The sequence below is a fragment of the Lacinutrix sp. MEBiC02595 genome, assembly GCF_053601555.1.
The window spans coordinates 808,727-827,850 of sequence record NZ_JBSHNU010000243.1 but is presented as its reverse complement, the minus strand read 5'-3'; the positions used below and the strand labels follow the sequence as shown (position 1 = coordinate 827,850).

Here is a 19,124-nt window from a genome sequence, read left to right as displayed (position 1 = left end):
TTTCATATTTATTATTAAATTCGCCATGTTAACAAGATAGATACATGACACAATTCAATTTTAAAAAATGGAACACCATTTTAGGCTGGTTTTCTTTTTTAATAGCTTTAATCACCTATAGCTTAACTGTTGAGCCTACCGTAAGTTTTTGGGATGCTGGAGAGTATATTTTAACTGCTTCAAAATTACAAGTAGGGCACCCACCTGGAGCTCCTCTTTTTCAAATGCTTGGCGCTTTTTTCTCCATATTTGCTTTAGAATCTTCACAAATCGGATTGTTAATGAATATGATGAGCGCTGTTTCTAGTGCTTTCACCATATTATTCATGTTCTGGACTATTAGTCTTCTACTTAAAAAAGTAGTTGCTAAGGATTCTGAATTAAATAAAAATCAATCTGTAGCTATTTTAGGTTCTGCCTTAGTTGGTAGTTTAGCTTTTACTTTTACCGATTCTTTTTGGTTTAATGCTGTAGAAACAGAGGTATATGCTATGGCAACTTTAATTATGTCCATTCTGTTTTGGCTAGGATTGCGTTGGGAACAAGACATGGATAAACCCAGAGGAAACCGTTGGCTTATTTTAATTGCCTTTGTTATTGGTCTTTCTTTTGGAGTACATTTTATGGGGTTACTTACCATTCCTGCAATTGGATTGATCTATTATTTTAAAAACTATAAAGAAATTACAGTAAAGAATTTTATAATCGCAAACGCAGTGACTATCGCTATTCTGCTTTTTATATTTAAACTTCTTGCTCCTAATATATTAAGATTTTTTAGTGTTCTAGAAATTTTCTTTGTGAATTCTATAGGTCTTCCATTTAATTCTGGGTCCATCATTGCCGGCCTACTTTTAGTCGCGCTTATTTATTTTGGATTACAATACACCAGAAAGAAAAACTACATACATTTAAACACAGCAGTACTTTGCTTAACCTTTATCATTATTGGTTTTTCATCATGGACCATGCTTCCTATTCGTGCAAATGCAAATGTTGTTATTAATGAAAACAACCCATCCAGTGCTAGAGAATTATTAGCATATTATAACTTAGAGCAATATCCGGAAACACACTTGTTTTACGGACCTCAATTTACAGATCAATATTCTGGTTTAGATGAAATTGAACCTTATGTAGATGATAAGCCCAAATACGAAAAAGACTTAGTAAAAGGTGAATATGTTATTGTAAACGACTACAAAAAAGCGAAGCAAAACTACAATCATGAACATGCTTCTATTTTACCAAGAATGTGGAGTGCTGATAATGCCGAAAATTATTTAATGTTTACTGGTATTTTAGATTTTAAACTAAAACCAGAAGTTTCTTTAGACCACGAACAACGTTCTAATATTTCTGAAGTTATTGGTAGATACCAATCTGGAGGAATATCGGAAAGCGAATATGAAAACTTTATTACTTCGAATAGAGAATTAATTTCAGCATATTTTAAAGAAACGGAACTTAAAAAAACGATTACTGATTTTAAATCCGATGTCTCTCAAGGTTTAATAGACTATGAAGATTATAACAAATTTTTAAAGCAGTTTGGACAATATCTAGATATTGAAAAACCTTCCTTAATGAGTAACATTGTCTACATGTTTGAATACCAATTAGGCTACATGTATTGGCGTTATTTCATGTGGAATTTCACCGGAAGACAAGATGATATGCAAGGGGAATATGACAACCACGGAAACTGGATTAGTGGTATTAACTTTATCGATTCTTGGCATTTAGACCAGTCACAAACAGACTTACCGGGAGATGTAAAAAACAACAAAGCTAGAAATACATATTATTTCTTCCCATTAATTCTAGGGTTAATTGGCTTATTCTTTTTATATAATAAAGACAAAAAAACATTTTGGACAATGCTTGTGTTCTTCCTGTTTACAGGATTAGCAATTCAAGTATATACAAACGTAAGACCTTTTGAACCTCGTGAACGAGATTACTCTCTCGTTGGTTCATTCTACGTATTTGCCTTATGGATTGGATTTGGTGTTTACGGCATTTATGACGCGCTTAAAAAATATGCGCCTTCCAAAATGCTAGCTCCCGCAATTACATTGGTTTCTCTTATTTTAGTTCCTGGAATTTTAGCTGCAAATAATTGGGATGATCATGATCGATCTGGAAAATACACTGCAGAAGCAATGGCTAAAATGTATCTCGATTCTTGTGATGAAAACGCCATACTTTTCTCTATTGGAGATAATGACACCTTTGCACTTTGGTATGCCCAAGAAATTGAAGGTTATAGAACAGATGTTCGTGTGGTGAATACAAGTCTTTTTCAAACCGATTGGTATATCGATCAAATGAAACGTAAAGCATACGAGAGTGATCCAATTCCTTCGCAATTTACGCATGACCAATACAAACATGGTACCCGTGATTATGTAATGAAAAGAACCATCTCTAAGGATACCATGATGATTAAAGACTTCTTAGATTTTATAGGAAGTGAAAATCCTAAAACAAAATTCAAATATATTATTGAGCAGCAAGGAGACAACCCGAATGAGTATCCAAGTTATTTAACGAACTCTAATTATTTCCCTGTGGAAGATGTTATCATTCCTGTGAATAAAGAAAATGCTTTAAAATACGGAATTGTAGCCGCGAAAGATGCCGATAAAATAGAAGATCATATTCAGATCAAAATCACAGAAAGCGCATTATATAAAAACCGTCTTCTGATGTTAGATATTGTTGCGAATAATGATTGGAAAAGACCAATCTATTTTACAGGTGGCGCTTTTGGCGAAGATGATTATATCTGGATGAAAGATTATCTGCAACTTGACGGTATGTGTTATAAATTAACACCTATTAAAACTGCTGTAGATAGAGCGAACCCATTTGATATGGGAAGAGTAGATAGTGAAAAAATGTACAATATTGTTAAAAAATGGGATTGGGGAAATAGCAACAGCCCAGATATTTACCATGATGTAGAAACAAGAACAAATTCTATTACTTACAGAGGAAACTTAGCACGTTTGGTAGAACAATTTATAAATGAAGAAAAGCCTGAAAAAGCAGAAGAAATTGCAGATTTAGCAATGGATAACATGCCTGTGGATTACTTTGGTTACTATACATTGCTAGAACCATATATAAGCGCTTATTATGAAGTTGGTGCAAAAGAAAAGGCACGCAAATTATTTAAAGACGTAAGTGTTAAGTATCAAGAAAACTTAACATATTACAGCACTTTAGACCAAAGAAAACAGCGCGAACTTGGGGAACTTATCATTACAGATATAGAGCGTTATAAAGCACTTGTAGATGTTGTTCTAGACTATGATGATGAATTATCTAAAACCGAAGCTAAAACGTTTACTAACTTCTTACAGTTGTTTGATCATTTTAATGCTGGTATTTCTGACGAAGCACCTAGAGCACCAGTAGAAGATATAGATTTAATTCAAAAAGACACGGTGATTGCACCAGAATAAAATCTGGAACACATGAATTTAACGCCAGTAAAAACACCTTTAGTTGTACAGAAACTATTTCCTAAATATACTTGGGAAATAGCTTCTGATACTAAAGAAATTTACTTGACTTTTGATGATGGCCCAACACCTGAAATCACCAATTGGGTTTTAGATTTACTAAAACAATATAATGCAAAAGCTACCTTTTTCTGTATTGGAAATAATATAGAAAAGCATCCAGAAATATTTCAAGATATAATTAATGACGGTCATGCAATTGGAAACCACACACAAAATCATATAAAAGGTTGGAAAACTTCGGTTATAGATTATTTACACAGCGCAAAACGAACATATGATTTAGTATTAAACAATTATCAAATCAAGCTGAATTTGTTTCGTCCTCCTTATGGGCAAATAACTCCAAAACAAGGGACAGCACTTATAAAGCTAGGTTATAAAATAATCATGTGGAGTGTACTTTCTATAGATTGGGATGATTTTGTTTCTAGAAAAACTTGCTTAAACAATGTAATTACTAAGGCAGATTCCGGAAGTATTGTTGTATTTCATGATAGCATAAAAGCTTCAAAAAACATGCAATATGCATTACCTAAAGTATTAGAATATTTTAGTAAAAAGGGCTATGCTTTTAAAAGTATAGCATAGTTTTTTAGAAAAAAAAGCAAGGAATATGCTTCTTGCTTATAAAGAAATACATTAAACGTATTCTTGAATGATTCCAATAAGCGTATCTGAATCTTGCGCTCCAGTTTGCCTCCATTTCATTTCTCCATTTTTATAGATAATTAAAGTAGGTACGTTTTTAACACGCAAAGCTTCTGCTAATTCTTGGTTTTTATCTACATCTATTTTAATAACTTTTGCTTTATCACCTAATGCAGCAGCAACATCTCGAAGTATTGCATGCATACTATGCGATTGTTCATCTACCGCAAAAAAGTCTAAAAGCACAGGAATTTCTACATCTATAAGTTCTCCAAATTTTGACATATACAATAGTTTTTGTTCCAACACGTATATACAAACTTACTATTTCTATTCGTTTAATAATCCAAATCTATTTTAATTGGATTACGTGTTATTTATAAAAATAAGCATTTTCGTATTAAAAATAACATTTCTTATAAATTATGTAACATTAGAACCTTTTTTAAGCTCTATTACAGTTACTTCTGGCCAAATCCCAACTCTTCCTGGAAATGCATGATAACCAAAACCTCTGTTCACATTAATAAAACGACCAAACTCATTATACAAACCAGCCCATTGTTTATATACATACTGTGACGGACTCCATCTAAAGAAACCTGGAATTTCAATACCCATTTGCAGTCCGTGTGTATGCCCACTTAAAGACAAGTGATAGTTAAAATCATCGTTTTTCACTTTATATTCCCAATGTGAAGGATCATGCGTCATCAAGATTTTAAAATCGTCTTTATGAATTCCTTCGGAAGCTATTGCTAAATCTCCCGCTTGATTAAATCCTTTTCCCCAATTCTCTACGCCTACTAAAGCTATTTTCTGACCATCTTTTTCAATGTATCTGTTTTCATTCAGTAATAAATCAAAACCTATTTTTGGGTGAATATCCTTTACATCTTGAAAATTCTTCACCTTATCTTGTGGTGTTTCCCATTCTACATAATCGCCATAATCATGATTACCAAGTACAGAATACTTCCCCATTGGTGCTTCCAGTGTACTAAAAAGAGTAATCCAATCGTTCATTTCATCTGCTTTATTATTTACAATATCTCCGGTAAATAAAATAATATCCGACTTCTGGTCATTAATCATTTGCACACCATATGCAATCTTCTCTTTATTGGTAAAACTCCCCGAATGAATATCGGATATCTGCGTGATTTTAAATCCGTCGAAAGCTTCCGGTAAATCGTCAAAAGTTAATTGATATTTTAGTACTTTATAGTTGTAACGCCCTTGGATTATTCCGTACAAAAAAGAGGCAAACGGTAATGCTGCTAGCCCCAATGCTATTTTAGCTATAAAAGCACGTCTTCCCTCAACTGGTTGTGTTTCTCCATTAGAAAAAACGGATAATAATTTCATAAATCCTCTAAAAACATCTTCGCCAAACATAACAGCTAAAATCAATACTTTAGGAATTAAAAATGTAAGCAAAAACCCTGCAGCTAACTGAAATCCTTTGGTTTGCCCGGCACTTCTAGGTGTTGTAAAAACAGTATAAAATAAGTTGGCGTAAATAGCCACTGCAATAAGAATCCAAACCCATTTTATTATTTTATTTTTTGTAACCGTCTTTAAAGCTTGAAAAGCATAAAACTCTACAAAAAACAAGACTAGTGAAACTAGTATAAGCGTGATAACAAATTTCATTTAATAATTTTTTATCAAATGTAATTCATTGCAGCCCATTTTAACATTCCGCATTTATATTTAACTATACCTTAAGATTTATTATATTACCGTTCTTAAATTAACTAAACCAACCAAATGAACAATCAAAATAACAAATCGGCTTTAACTACTTTGGTTACTGTTTTCTTTTTCTGGGGATTTATAGCTGCATCCAATGGTGTTTTTATTCCTTTTTGTAAAACGTATTTCAATATTGATCAGTTTCAATCGCAATTAGTAGATTTTGCTTTTTATGGTGCATATTATTTGGGCGCATTACTCCTATTTGTTTTATCGAGTTCTATAAAAAAAGACATCTTAAATTCTTGGGGTTATAAAAACGGCATTGTTTACGGTTTACTCCTATCTGCCATTGGTGCATTTGTTATGTACCCGGCAACTATGGGAGCCGAACAAGGACAAACACAAGTTTTCTATTTTGTTTTAATTGCGCTTTTTATTGTTGGTTTAGGTTTTTCGTTACAACAAACTGCAGCAAACCCTTTTACCATTGCACTTGGTGATCCTGCAACGGGATCTCATAGACTTAATTTAGCAGGAGGAATAAACTCTTTTGGGACTACTATTGGCCCAATTGTAGTAGCATTTATCATCTTTGGTTCTGCACCTTTATCTGGTGAAGAATTAACCACTATGATTCAAAATAATGAAATAAAACTAACCACAATACAATCGCTCTATCTTGGTGTTGGGGTATTATTTTTAGTAGCTGCAGCCTTGTTTCATTTTTCAAAAAAACTACCCGCTTTAAAGTCAGAAACAGCCTTTGAACCCGCAAACAAAGCCAAAAACTTACTTCTAGTTTTAACGGTAATTATTGTTGCATGTTTTGGATACATTTTTAGCACATACTCTGGTGGCCAAATTTCTTCGGAAGCTTTAGAACACAAAAGATTAATCCTTTTAGTTATCGCATTATTTGCAGTAATAGGCTGCCTTATTTTTGCATATTCTAGCTCTTCTAAAAAAGCGGAAGGTTGGGGAGCAATGAAGTACCCACAACTCGTTTTAGGTATGCTAGCCATATTCACCTATGTTGGTGTAGAAGTTACTATTGGAAGTAATTTAGGCGAATTATTGAAACAAGCAGTAAACGGCACAAATCTAAACGCATTAGGCCTAGCAACATTAAATGATGGGCAGCTAGCGCCTTACATCTCATTATATTGGGGCGGATTAATGGTTGGCCGTTGGGTTGGATCGATTACCATTTTTAATCCTAGTAAAGGGCTTAAAAAAGTATTACTAATTATTGTACCATATATTGCATTTGGTGTTATTCTATTAGTCAATTTTGGAAAATACTCCTCAGACCAAATACTCTTTTTTGGTCTTTGCGTAGCAGTACAAATCTTTGGTTTCTTTTTAGCGAAAGACAATCCTGTAAAAACATTAAAAATATTTAGTCTATTTGGTGTTCTAGCAATGCTAATTGGTTTGTTTTCTTCTGGAAATGTGGCATTATTTGCATTCTTATCTGGAGGATTATTTTGCTCTATTATGTGGCCTTGCATCTTTACATTAAGCATTGCAGGATTAGGAAAATACACCTCTCAAGGTTCTGCTTTTTTAATCATGATGATTCTTGGTGGTGCAATTATTCCGCCACTGCAAGGAAAATTAGCAGATGTTTTTAATATTCAATCTTCCTATTGGATTGCTGTTTTATGTTTTGTGTACTTACTATTCTATGCCTTTAGAACAAAAACGGTTTTAGATAAACAAGGCGTGACATATTAAGACTAAATAAAAACTAAACAGCTGATTTTAAATTTTTTACCAAAAATACTTACTTACAAATCACAAATAGCTTAACTTTCACTTTTCGTAAAATTAACCTAAAAACTGAAATAGAGTTTGTATGTCTGCTATTCGTATTTTAATTGTTGAAGACGACCCAATTATATCTGAAGATATTAAAGATATGCTAACTAGTGTAAACTATGAAGTAGTAGGAACTGCCTACGATAAAACAGATGCTTTACAGGCTATTGAAAAAATGAAACCCGATTTAGTTTTATTAGATATTAATTTGGATGGAAATTATGAAGGTTTTGAAATTGCAGAACATATTAACAAAACTCGGAAAATTCCATTTCTATATTTAACTTCTTATTCCGGAAAAGAAATAGTACAAAAGGCAAAAAAGACTTTACCAATGGGCTATATCGTAAAGCCATTTAATGAGCAAGAACTTTTTACAAGTATTGAAATAGCTTTTTATAATTTCTCCAAATTTATACTCCCGCTAGAGCTACATCGAGAGGTTATTAATAAATTAATTGCAACGCCGTTAACACAAAAAGAATTTGATGTACTAAAAGGAATGTATGACGGTAAAAACAACCAACAGTTAGCCGACGAACAATTTGTTAGTATTAATACTACAAAAACACATATTAAAAACATTTACGAAAAACTAAATACGCATACACGTTTAGAAACCATAAACGCACTAAACAACTTGCTACGCTAATTTTTTAGGAATTGTTAAAGCAACTTCGGTACCATTATTATTATTTGTTGTAATAGTAGCTTTTAATTTTTGAACAAACGAATTTATAAGACGTTGCCCAAATGTTTCTGTATTCGATTTTTTAATAAAATCCTCTCGAAGACCAATACCATTATCTTTTACAGACAAATCATAACTAGCAGTACTTTCTTTCATTACTATTATAATTTCTGGATTTTTAGATTTCACACCTTCAAAAGCATGCTTTAGCGAGTTTGTCATCAATTCATTAACAATTAAACCAATAGGCACAACCGATTCAATTTCCATAACAATACCTTTCGCCTGAATAGTAACCTGTATTTCCTTTCCCGATTTTTGATAGGAGTTAAATATACTGGTAGCTAATCCTTCAAAATAATCTTGAATATTAACCAAAGTTAAATCGTCTCCTGCATAAAGATTTTTATGCAAAATAGCCATAGACTGCACTCGATTTCTTCCATTCTGTAATACTTCAAAAGCTTTTTCATCTTCCACATATTTAGATTGCAGGTTAAGCAAACTAGATATCATTTGTAAATTGTTTTTAACTCTATGATGTGTTTCGTGAAGCAATAATTCTCGATCTTTTAACGCTTTGGTTATGATCTGATTTTTGGTTTTTATCTTATTATACACTTTAAAGAGACTAAGAACAGCTATAGAAAGTAAAAACAAAACAATAAGCGTACCAATAGATATTGCTCGAGTTCTAGAAAGTTTTACGGTAGCAACTTCTTTTTCTTTATTCAATAATAAAATCTCTGCATCTTGGTTTTGTTTTTCATACAAAGCATCTTTTTCTGCTATAATTTCTATAGATTCTTTAGAGTAAATAGAATCACTAATCTCTTTAAAAGATTTATAATCCTTTAGCGCATCTTTATAATTCCCACTGTTTTCATATGCTTCCGACAAAAGCTGATACGCTGTTTGTTGTTGGTAAAGCGATTCATGTTCATCATATTTAAAAACATCTTTTAAATGAGAAATTGCTTCTGGGTATCTATTTAATTTAATTAAAACCTTACCCATATTTAGTTTTGATTCACATAAATTATAGGTACTACTTAAATGTTCTCTAATTTTTAGTGCTTTAAGATGCTCCATATATGCCTCTTCTAAGCGATCTTGTTTTTGTCGTAAAAGTCCCAAAAAATCATAATGAAAACCCATTTCTCGAAGTGTTGGAAACACTTTATTGAGTTCTTTTTGCTTCATTAAATGTAGTTCTGCCTTATCAAAATTACCCAATTCAGTATAAAGTAAACCTAAATTAGCATTTGTTCCAGCCATACCAGAGCTATCCTTTAAAACTTCAAACTGTTGTAATGCTTTTACATATTGTTCTTTACTTTTTTCTAACTGATCTATATTCATATAAAAGCCTGCCAAAGAATTATTAATTCTCGCTTTTTGTTCTGCTGTTCCTATAGCATCGTAAATTTTGGCGGTTTCAATTAAATGTTTTTGAGACACCACATTATTACCTAAATACATATTTAAGGTACCTATAAAATGTCCGCTAATAGCGATATCTAAAGAATCTTTGTGCTTTTTAGAATAATTGTAAATGTTTTGATAATAATTAAGTGCCGTAGCATAATCTCCATGCCATCGATGACAAGCTGCAAATATGTAATTATTACGCCTTACTTGACTACTGTCTGCAGTATTTACATATTCTTGCTTTAATTGATTCGCAATTTTTTCTGCCAATTGCGGGTTACGTTGTACCAAATGTTCCCCCATTAAAAACAGTACTTCCGTTTTTTCTTTTTTATTGGTACTCTTATTTATTACAGATTGCAAGCTATCCTGATACGCATCCGGTTTTGCATCTTGCCCATAAGACAACGAACAAATTAGAATACATATATAAAATAGTTTTATAGAAAATTTCATTTGCTTTTAATCATTAGGATACAAAAGTACAACATCCTGTTTTTAAAAAAATCACCCATTAGGATGAAAAAAAAATGCAGATAAAGTATGAATTTTACATCGTTCTTAAAAAGGAACATAAGCTATTAATCTCGTGGAATTAAATTTCCTTAAACGTCAATCTAATGAAAAAACTACTTTTTTTTTATACTACTCTATTGTTTACCCCTTTTTTATTTTCTCAGATAGTAATTGATGACTCTGCCTTATCTAAAAACATCTCCGTTTCCCAAAATGGAATTCCTATAAAATTGAAACAGGGAAAAGTAAGGCCTCTAAAAAAATCATTATTCTATAAGATACAAAAGCGCTATTAATCGAAATAATTGAAGTGAATTCAATTATTTTTTAAAGAAGAAAGCTACTCAAACTATTGGTTTTCTAAAAAATAAAAAACGTCACACAAAAAAACAACACATAAACCACTCACAATTAAAGTTTTAATATATAATAACATGAAAAAGATTTACTTTTTAATTAGCATCATATTATTAACACAATTCGCTTTGGCACAACCCGCAAATGATACTTGTGCTAATGCCGAATCCATAATAGTTACCACTAGTGAAACGAATATCAGTTTTACAATTATCGATGCCATAGTTACTAATGAAGAAGGTTGTGCTGGATCTACTGCAGACTATGCAGATATTTGGTATGATTTTACCATGCCTGTTGATGGAAATGTATTTATTGACGGTATAACTTCTTGGAATAGATTTGCACTTTATGATGCTTGTGGTGGCACACAAATACAATGTGGCTCTGGTGACCAATTATACTCTAGTTTAACCGGAGGAATGAACTATAAACTACGTCTTTTTAGAACCGCTTCGAATGCTACGAATACAAACTACCTAAACTTCTCCATAAAAGCATATCCAGCAGCAACAAATGATGATTGCGCTTCTGCGGAAACACTTAACGTTTCTACCGAAGAAACAGAAGTCGATTTCCAAATTGCTGGTGCAACCATAAATAATGAAGAAGGTTGTAGTGGAATAACTAGTGACTATGTAGACGTCTGGTATGATTTTACCATGCCTATAAATGGAAATATATTTATTGATGGAACTAGTAACTGGAATAGTTTCGCTCTATATGATGCTTGTGGTGGCACACAATTGCAATGTGGTTCTGGCGATGCATTATATTCAGAATTAACAGCAGGAACAAATTACAAATTACGCCTTTTTAGAACGGTTGCGCTTGCAGACAATGTATACCAGAATTTTTCAATTAAAGCGTATCCTGAAGTAGCAAATGATGATTGTGCTTCTGCACAAACACTAAACGTTACTACAGAAGACACCTACGTAGCGTTCGAAATTGGTGGCGCAACGATAAATAATGAAGAGGGTTGCACTGGAACAACAGCTGACTATATAGATATTTGGTATGATTTTACCATGCCTGTAAATGGAAATTTATTTGTTGCCGGTACAACTACTTGGAATAGCTTTGCACTATATGATTCTTGTGGTGGCACACAAATGCAATGCGGCACTAGTGACCAACTGTATTCTGGTTTAACCGCAGGAACAAACTATAAATTACGCCTTTTTAGAACGGTGGCACTTGCAGATAACACCTACCAATACTTTTCAATTAAAGCATATCCAGAAGTAATAAATGATACTTGTGCATCTGCCCAAACATTAAATGTTACTACAGTAGAAACCAATGTAGATTTCGAAATTAGTGGTGCAACAATAAATAGTGAAGAAGGCTGTGCTGGAACAACAGCTGACTATGTAGATATTTGGTATGATTTCACCATGCCTGTAAACGGAAATTTATTTATTGATGGCACTAGTTCTTGGAATAACTTTGCGCTATATAACACTTGTGGTGGTACACAAATACAATGTGGTGATGCCGACCAGCTATATCCTCAATTAACAGCTGGAACAAACTATAAACTTCGTGTTTTTAGAACCGTTGCTTTAGCAGATAACGCCTATTCCAACTTTTCCATAAAAGCATACCCAGAAGCAACAAATGATTTTTGCATTTCCGCACAAACATTAACAGTGACAACAGAAGAAACAAACATCAATTTTGAAATTGGTGGTGCAATGCTAAATAATGAAGAAGGTTGCACAGGAACAACAGCTAACTATGTAGATATCTGGTATGATATTACCATGCCAGTAAACGGTAATTTATTTGTTGGTGGCACAATAAATTGGAATAATTTTGCATTATATGATGCCTGTGATGGTACACAAATTCAATGTGGCAATACCGACGAACTGTATTCCGGTTTAACCGCAGGAACAAATTATAAATTACGCCTTTTTAGGACCGTTGATTTAGCAGACAATAGTTACTTAAGTTTTTCTATTCAAGCTTTTGAAATTATAAATAATGACGATTGCGCTTCCGCGGAAAACATTACAGTTACCAATTCACCTACAACCGTAAACTTCGGAATTGCTGGAGCAACCATTAATAATGAAGTTGGTTGTTCTGGAACTGCTGCTGAAGATTATGCAGATGTTTGGTACGATTTCACCATGCCAATAAATGGTTATATAGTTATAGATGGAACAATAAACTGGAATAATTTTGCCCTTTACGACGCTTGTAATGGCACAGCATTAGATTGCTTTGAAGATGAAGGAACTATTGCTGATTTAACATCTGGAACAACATATAAGCTTCGCGTATTTAGAACTTTAGCACTTGCAGATAATGAATCCTACAAAAGCTTTACTATTCATAGCACAGAAACATTAAGCACAAATAGCAATGCATTAGAAAACAGTATTCAAATGTATCCCAATCCAGCAGATACTATTTTAAACATTTCATCTGCAGAAAACCAAACCATTTCAGCGATTACTATTTATAATATGTTGGGCAAAAAAGTATTAATAACAAAAGTAAAATCTATTGATGTTAGTAATTTTCAAACAGGAATGTATCTCGTTAAAATCACCACCGAAAAAGGACAAGTCACAAAAAGAATAGTTATTCAATAAACCTCTTTTTTTTAGAAAAGGAAATCATAATAAAAAGCAGTTAATCCGGTACTTTCTCTAAACAAAGTCCATAAAAAACATGATTATGAAAAACACAATTTTAAGTATTGCGCTATTACTCATTATCCAATTTACGTTTGCACAAGGCAATAGCATTAACTATAAAGCCATAGTAAAAGACAACCTTGGTAATGTAGTAGCAAACCAAAATATTACAGTTCAATTTATCATTCGAAAAGGTCTAGCTAATGTATATCAAGAAACCCATACACCAACAACCAATGCCAATGGGGTCATTATTGTAAACATAGGAGAAGGTACTACTTCTGATGATTTCTCAACGATTGACTGGGGAGAAAATGATCATTTTTTAAATGTGCAGATCGATACCGGAAATGGACTTATTGATCTTGGAACAACACAATTTAAAACTGTGCCTTATGCATCCTTTGCTACAGAAGCCGGTAATGTTTCGGGTCTAGAATCCATTAATGAGGGTACTGGGCCAGGATGGAGATTAAAAGGGAAAAACCCCATACAATTTGGGAATATTGGTAATTTAGCTGTAGATCTTAGTACTTCTTTCGAAGTATCCGATGACCATGGCGCAACTGGTAATAGATCATTTGCTGTAGGGACAAACACAATTGCTTCAAACAGTTCCACTGCTGCTTTTGGTTTTGAAAGCGAAGCTTCTGGTGGTAACTCTACTGCAATGGGATATCGCACAAAAGCAGAGGCATTAGCTTCTTTAGCAATTGGTTCTTACAATGTAGGTGGAGGTGCTCCTTCCAATTTCGCCTCTACAAACCCACTGTTTGAAGTCGGTAATGGAACTAATACGAATACGCGAAGTAATGCCCTTACCGTATTACAAAATGGCACCGTTACAGCACCAAGTTTTGATTTAGCTGAAATTACAGACCCTAAAGCACTTATTACTAAAGAATACGCTGACATTAATTTAGTAACTTCTGGTTTAGAGGCTATAGACGAAGGCAACGGAATAGGATATCGAATAAAAGGTACAAACCCTGCTAATTATGGAAATATTGGAATTGGTGCAACCGATTTAAATATAAACAGCATAGCATCGACAACGTATGGTGCAACTGGCAATAAATCTTTTGCTCAAGGATCTCATACTACTGCCTCTGGATATGGCTCTGTGGCAATGGGTAATTTCACCAATGCTTCGGGTATTATGTCTACAGCAATGGGAGATTACACGATATCTTCAGGAACAGCTTCTACGGCTTTGGGTAGAAACACAAAAGCTTCAGCAAATTACGCAACATCTTTAGGTAAAAACACAAAAGCCGAAGCGCTTTCTAACACTGCAATTGGTCAGTATAATATTGGAGGCGGTAGTCTTACTAATTGGTTATCAACAGACCCATTATTTGAAATAGGAAATGGTACTTCTACCAGCAATCTATCCAATGCGCTAACCGTACTCAAAAACGGGCGTGTAGGTATAGGAAAACATAGCGATCTAAATGGCATGTTAGAAATAGAAGGTAATAGTTCTTTAAGTAAACCTCAACTCTCCTTAGTAGAAAATAATGCAGGTTTTGCACGATTAAAATTCACGAACTCCAATCGCCCTGGTAATGGTTACTGGGATATCGCTGGTTTCATAGGCGAACAAGGAATTGATGATAGACTCAATTTTTTTAGTAGTTACCAAGGTAATATACTGTCTTTAGGTGGCTTTGGCGATGTAGATCTTAATGGATGGTTAGAGATTAAGAACGATATAGGCATCCCTTTACTAATTTTAAAGTCAGAAGGTATTAACACGGTATCTCTAAGAATGCAGGGTTCTGGTCGTGGTGGAAATGATCGTTGGGACATAGATGCATTTATATCAGGCACTAGTTCCTCATTAGATCGCTTAACATTTAATAACAGTGATGGTGGGGATATTATGTATATGACGGGAAGTGGTAATGTTTTTGTAAACGGAAATCTTGCGCATGCATCCGACAAACGTCTAAAACGTGATATTGAAACAATAGATTTTGGTATTGCTGAAATTTTAAAGTTAAACCCCGTACAATACAACTGGAAAGATAAGGAGAATAAACCCTATAAATCCTTAGGCGTAATCGCACAAGAAATAGAAGAAATAATTCCTAATGTAGTACAGATAGGTGATGATTCAACACAAATGTTAAGTGTAAGTTATACCGAATTGATTCCAGTGTTGATTAAAGCTATTCAAGAACAACAAGCAATCATCCAAGAACAAGAAACCAAGATTGCTTCCCAAGATGATAAATATACTTCCCTTGAAAAAATGGTGCTGTCGATGGCTTCAAAAATGGAAGGAGAAATACCAAATTTAATTTCCGAAAACACATCCAAAAAATGAAATTTTCAAAGAAACATAACAAACACCAAGTAATCCTAAGGAAGAGGATGAGTAAAACAAGTCTTATCTTTTTAAGTTGTCTATTATGTAGTTACATAAGTTTTGGACAAACCATAGAAAAGTTCAGTATAGACAGTGGAGGTGCAATTGCTACTGCAGGAAATATTGAAATACTATATACCATTGGTGAACTAAACACACAAGAATTGAGCACTGGAAACATACAGGTTTCTGAAGGCTTTATTAATGGAATCCTGAAAATTAAAATAGAACCAAAATTATTTTTACAAGGACCATTTCTAAATCCTGCTACTCCTGGATTAATGAATGACAACCTGCGTAGTTCAAACTATCTTCCAACTACAAGTCCGTATGCTGACGCTGCTACTTGTAACCCGTCTGTATTTTCAGTAACAGGAAACCAGGCTATTGTAGATTGGGTTTGGGTAGAACTACGCGCTGCTAATGACAATCAAAAATTGATAAATGGAAAATCGGCTTTACTACAACGCGATGGTGATGTGGTTGCCTTAGATGGTCTATCCGATTTGGTAATGTACGCAGCACCAACCAACTATTATATAGTGGTTAAACACAGAAATCATTTAGGCGCTATGAGTGCTACAACTATTGGATTAAACGAAAACGCTGCTACCCTTGTAGATTTTACTACGCCAGCCTTTGCAACCTTAGGTACTAATAGTCAAGCCAACCTAAACGGTACCATGGCACTTTGGGCAGGAGATGTAAATGGAAATAATCAATCTCGATATTTAGGTCCTAATAATGATGCTAGTGCTTTAAAAAATGCTATCGTTAACCATTCTGGTAATACTACAAGTAGTAATTACTATCCTTTTACTGGCTATAATAATGCAGATATTAACATGAATGGTCAAGTACGCTATCTCGGACCAAATAATGATAGTGCTATTTTAAAAAACGTGATTGTTAACCATCCTAGTAACACCTCATTTTCAAACTATTTCCCAATTCAAATTGCATTTTAAATAAAAAATTATAAAAACATAAATTATGAAAAACCGTTACAAAACAATGCTGCTTATGCTTTTAAGTATATGTAGCTATGCACAAACCATAGACTTTAGTATTTCTTTCTTAGGAATTAATAGCGCTACTAATAATTATCAAATAGCATTAATAGCCACGCCTAGTAGCAACATGACTAATGCGAACACCGATGATATGGTAGCAGCTTTTTATGTACCTCCAGGAATGACCTTAGGTAATTTTGAATTAGGAAACTCGGGTATACCTATTAACGATTGGTCTTCTAATTCTTTAGGATCTAATGCAAATGGAGATGCCTACTATTTAGCTCGTGTGGAAGGAGGAGCTTTTGGTACCTTTTTAAATGGCGACGGCCCTTTTCAATTAGTTTTGTTTGATGTGATTACCAACCCAAATCCAATGTCTGGAAGTATTACTTTTATTGAAAATGGCGACACTATTCTTACAGATAATTTTTTAGAAAATTATATCAATATTAATGGAATAGGAAACATTTATAATCAAAATGATCCATCTGCAAAAACAATAAACTTTTCGACACTTTCATTAGAAGACCATACAGCTATAGAAAATGAATTAGTGGTGTATCCAAATCCAACTTCAGAATATTTAAATATTGCAACAAAACACCAAATTGAACAAGTAGAAATATTTGACCTGTTAGGAAAAAAAGCACGAACAACAAAAGCAAAATTAATCGACGTTAGTACTTTTCAAAAAGGGATTTATCTCGTTACCATTACCACCAAAAAAGGTCAGATTACCAAAAGAATTGTTATTCAATAAAATATTAAAGACGCTATTAATTGAAGTAAAAAAGGGAAGGTTAAGTAAAACTAACACTCCCTTTTTTCATTAAAACCACTTAATAGTTAAGTCCACAAGACTCTGTTTAAAATTAGTATATGGCGGAAACAAAAATTCTATAGAACCTATAGTATGCTGCTTTAATACCGAACGCATATTCGAAAATTCTTGGAAACCAAAAATACCATGTGCTTTTCCTATACCGCTATTATTACTTCCTCCAAACGGTAAGTTATGATTGGTATATTGCAATACATTATTATTAATTGCGGTACTTCCTGCTCTCGTGTTTTTTATAACCTGATTTATATTTTTCTTGCTTTTACTATACATGTAAAGCGCTAAAGGTTTTTCTTTAGAATGGATATAACCAATAGCTTCTTCTAGTGTTTTATATGTTTTTATAGGAAGAATAGGTCCGAAAATCTCGTCTTGTAAAAGCAAAGCACTTTCTGGTACATTGGAAATAACGGTTGGTTCTATAAAGTTATCTTCGGAAGCTGTTTTACCTCCAATTTCAATCGTGGCATTATTAGATTTCGCATCCTCCAAATGCGCTACTAAACGCTCAAAATGTTTTGCATTTACCACACGAGAAAGCGAATCGGAAGCAGAAGCATCTTCGGTAAAAAACGTTTTCAGCTGTGCTCTTAACTCCGAAACAAAAGCGTCTTTAATCGTGTCTTTTATTAAAATATAATCTGGAGCAATACAGGTTTGTCCGCTATTTAAAAACTTTCCCCAAGCAATCTTTTTAGCGGCAGCTTTTAAATTTGCCGTTTCATCAATAATGGTTGGCGATTTGCCTCCAAGTTCTAAAGTCACCGAAGTTAAATGCGCCGATGCCGCTTTCATTACAATTTTTCCAACCTGTGGCGATCCTGTAAAAAAGATGTGGTTAAAAGGAAGTTTTAATAATTCGGTAGAAACTTCTACTTCACCTTCTACCAAAGCGATTTCATTGGCATCAAACAAATCAGAAATAATTTCTGCCATCACTTTAGAAATATGCGGCGTCATTTCGCTAGGTTTAATAATCACTGTATTTCCTGCTGCAATTGCAGAAACTAATGGTCCGAACGTTAAGTTTAAAGGAAAATTCCATGGAGAAATAAGCAAACAAACCCCTTTTGGCTCGTGTATATAATACGAAGAAGATCCAAGTAAAGCCATTGGCGTTTCTACCTTTTGGCGTTGCATCCAGCTTTTCAGATTACTCTTTGCAAATTTAATTTCACCAATTACCGGATAGATTTCTGTTAAATCGGTTTCAGTAAACGGTTTTTTAAAATCTGTATATAACGCTTCTCTTATTTTATCCTTATACGTAAACTCCACTGCTTTTTTTAACGCATTCAGTTTTGCAATACGTTGCTTATAGGTGGTATTTCCTATGTAATACTGATTTGCTTTCTGGATATGAAATAAAGTAGCGTATTTATTATCGGAGTAATTCATTGTTCCATAAATATTATTTAAAATCAACGAGAAGCTGACTAAAAAGTTTACAATTAAAAAATGTCATATTAAACGCAGTCGAAATACTTAAAAAGATAAAGGTTTCCGACTGTGCTCAAACGGACATTATATATTATTTT

The 19,124-nt window shown here is 33.4% G+C and carries 12 protein-coding genes; 8 read left to right on the top strand and 4 right to left on the bottom strand.

Annotated elements, in window-relative coordinates; genetic code table 11:
* Positions 1-44: 44 nt before the first annotated feature.
* A complete protein-coding gene (locus ACVCZW_RS17235; protein ID WP_452230935.1) occupies positions 45-3,473 on the top strand; it encodes a protein O-mannosyl-transferase family in 3,429 nt (1,142 codons plus the stop codon).
* Positions 3,474-3,485: 12 nt separating this feature from the next.
* Positions 3,486-4,124, top strand: coding sequence for a polysaccharide deacetylase family protein (locus ACVCZW_RS17230; protein WP_452230934.1), 639 nt, complete (start codon positions 3,486-3,488; stop codon positions 4,122-4,124).
* A 51-nt stretch (positions 4,125-4,175) separates the two neighbouring features.
* Here the strand turns inward: ACVCZW_RS17230 and ACVCZW_RS17225 are convergent, their stop codons facing one another.
* Positions 4,176-4,469 carry a thioredoxin family protein gene (locus ACVCZW_RS17225; RefSeq protein WP_452230933.1) on the bottom strand — a complete coding sequence of 98 codons (294 nt, stop codon included), beginning with the start codon at positions 4,467-4,469 and terminating at the stop codon, positions 4,176-4,178.
* 138 nt (positions 4,470-4,607) lie between these two features.
* Positions 4,608-5,840: a metallophosphoesterase gene (locus ACVCZW_RS17220; protein ID WP_452230932.1), complete on the bottom strand. Its 1,233-nt coding sequence runs from the start codon at positions 5,838-5,840 to the stop codon at positions 4,608-4,610.
* Positions 5,841-5,957: 117 nt separating this feature from the next.
* Here ACVCZW_RS17220 and ACVCZW_RS17215 point away from each other — a divergent pair, with 117 nt between their 5' ends.
* Both ACVCZW_RS17215 and ACVCZW_RS17210 read left to right on the top strand, forming a co-directional pair.
* Complete coding sequence (locus ACVCZW_RS17215; protein ID WP_452230931.1) at positions 5,958-7,622, top strand: MFS transporter; 1,665 nt, start codon at positions 5,958-5,960, stop codon at positions 7,620-7,622.
* A gap of 121 nt (positions 7,623-7,743) precedes the next feature.
* Positions 7,744-8,358, top strand: a complete 615-nt coding sequence (locus ACVCZW_RS17210) for a response regulator (RefSeq protein ID WP_452233008.1) — start codon at positions 7,744-7,746, stop codon at positions 8,356-8,358.
* Here the strand turns inward: ACVCZW_RS17210 and ACVCZW_RS17205 are convergent.
* Positions 8,350-10,284 (bottom strand): histidine kinase dimerization/phosphoacceptor domain -containing protein, encoded by a 1,935-nt coding sequence (locus ACVCZW_RS17205; protein WP_452230929.1) that lies wholly within the window; start codon positions 10,282-10,284, stop codon positions 8,350-8,352. The two genes, ACVCZW_RS17210 and ACVCZW_RS17205, sit on opposite strands and share 9 nt — an antisense overlap.
* Before the next feature lie 494 nt (positions 10,285-10,778).
* Here ACVCZW_RS17205 and ACVCZW_RS17200 point away from each other — a divergent pair, with 494 nt between their 5' ends.
* The 4 genes from ACVCZW_RS17200 (at position 10,779) to ACVCZW_RS17185 (ending at position 17,505) form a co-directional block, all read left to right on the top strand.
* Complete coding sequence (locus tag ACVCZW_RS17200; protein WP_452233007.1) at positions 10,779-13,310, top strand: T9SS type A sorting domain-containing protein; 2,532 nt, start codon at positions 10,779-10,781, stop codon at positions 13,308-13,310.
* A gap of 85 nt (positions 13,311-13,395) precedes the next feature.
* Positions 13,396-15,687 carry a tail fiber domain-containing protein gene (locus tag ACVCZW_RS17195; RefSeq protein WP_452233006.1) on the top strand — a complete coding sequence of 764 codons (2,292 nt, stop codon included), beginning with the start codon at positions 13,396-13,398 and terminating at the stop codon, positions 15,685-15,687.
* Positions 15,684-16,697: a hemagglutinin protein gene (locus tag ACVCZW_RS17190; RefSeq protein ID WP_452233005.1), complete on the top strand. Its 1,014-nt coding sequence runs from the start codon at positions 15,684-15,686 to the stop codon at positions 16,695-16,697. Before ACVCZW_RS17195 ends, ACVCZW_RS17190 begins: the two co-directional genes overlap by 4 nt.
* A gap of 25 nt (positions 16,698-16,722) precedes the next feature.
* Positions 16,723-17,505 (top strand): T9SS type A sorting domain-containing protein, encoded by a 783-nt coding sequence (locus ACVCZW_RS17185; protein WP_452230925.1) that lies wholly within the window; start codon positions 16,723-16,725, stop codon positions 17,503-17,505.
* A gap of 69 nt (positions 17,506-17,574) precedes the next feature.
* Here ACVCZW_RS17185 and ACVCZW_RS17180 read toward each other — a convergent pair whose 3' ends face one another.
* Entirely contained in the window at positions 17,575-18,984 is a 1,410-nt protein-coding gene (locus tag ACVCZW_RS17180) for an aldehyde dehydrogenase family protein (protein WP_452233004.1), read from the bottom strand.
* Positions 18,985-19,124: the final 140 nt, after the last annotated feature.

Coding starts and splice junctions, on each gene's coding strand:
- ACVCZW_RS17235 (WP_452230935.1), top strand. CDS start 45: ATGACACAATTCAATTTTAAAAAATGGAACACCATTTTAGGCTGGTTT.
- ACVCZW_RS17230 (WP_452230934.1), top strand. CDS start 3,486: ATGAATTTAACGCCAGTAAAAACACCTTTAGTTGTACAGAAACTATTT.
- ACVCZW_RS17225 (WP_452230933.1), bottom strand. CDS start 4,469: ATGTCAAAATTTGGAGAACTTATAGATGTAGAAATTCCTGTGCTTTTA.
- ACVCZW_RS17220 (WP_452230932.1), bottom strand. CDS start 5,840: ATGAAATTTGTTATCACGCTTATACTAGTTTCACTAGTCTTGTTTTTT.
- ACVCZW_RS17215 (WP_452230931.1), top strand. CDS start 5,958: ATGAACAATCAAAATAACAAATCGGCTTTAACTACTTTGGTTACTGTT.
- ACVCZW_RS17210 (WP_452233008.1), top strand. CDS start 7,744: ATGTCTGCTATTCGTATTTTAATTGTTGAAGACGACCCAATTATATCT.
- ACVCZW_RS17205 (WP_452230929.1), bottom strand. CDS start 10,284: ATGAAATTTTCTATAAAACTATTTTATATATGTATTCTAATTTGTTCG.
- ACVCZW_RS17200 (WP_452233007.1), top strand. CDS start 10,779: ATGAAAAAGATTTACTTTTTAATTAGCATCATATTATTAACACAATTC.
- ACVCZW_RS17195 (WP_452233006.1), top strand. CDS start 13,396: ATGAAAAACACAATTTTAAGTATTGCGCTATTACTCATTATCCAATTT.
- ACVCZW_RS17190 (WP_452233005.1), top strand. CDS start 15,684: ATGAAATTTTCAAAGAAACATAACAAACACCAAGTAATCCTAAGGAAG.
- ACVCZW_RS17185 (WP_452230925.1), top strand. CDS start 16,723: ATGAAAAACCGTTACAAAACAATGCTGCTTATGCTTTTAAGTATATGT.
- ACVCZW_RS17180 (WP_452233004.1), bottom strand. CDS start 18,984: ATGAATTACTCCGATAATAAATACGCTACTTTATTTCATATCCAGAAA.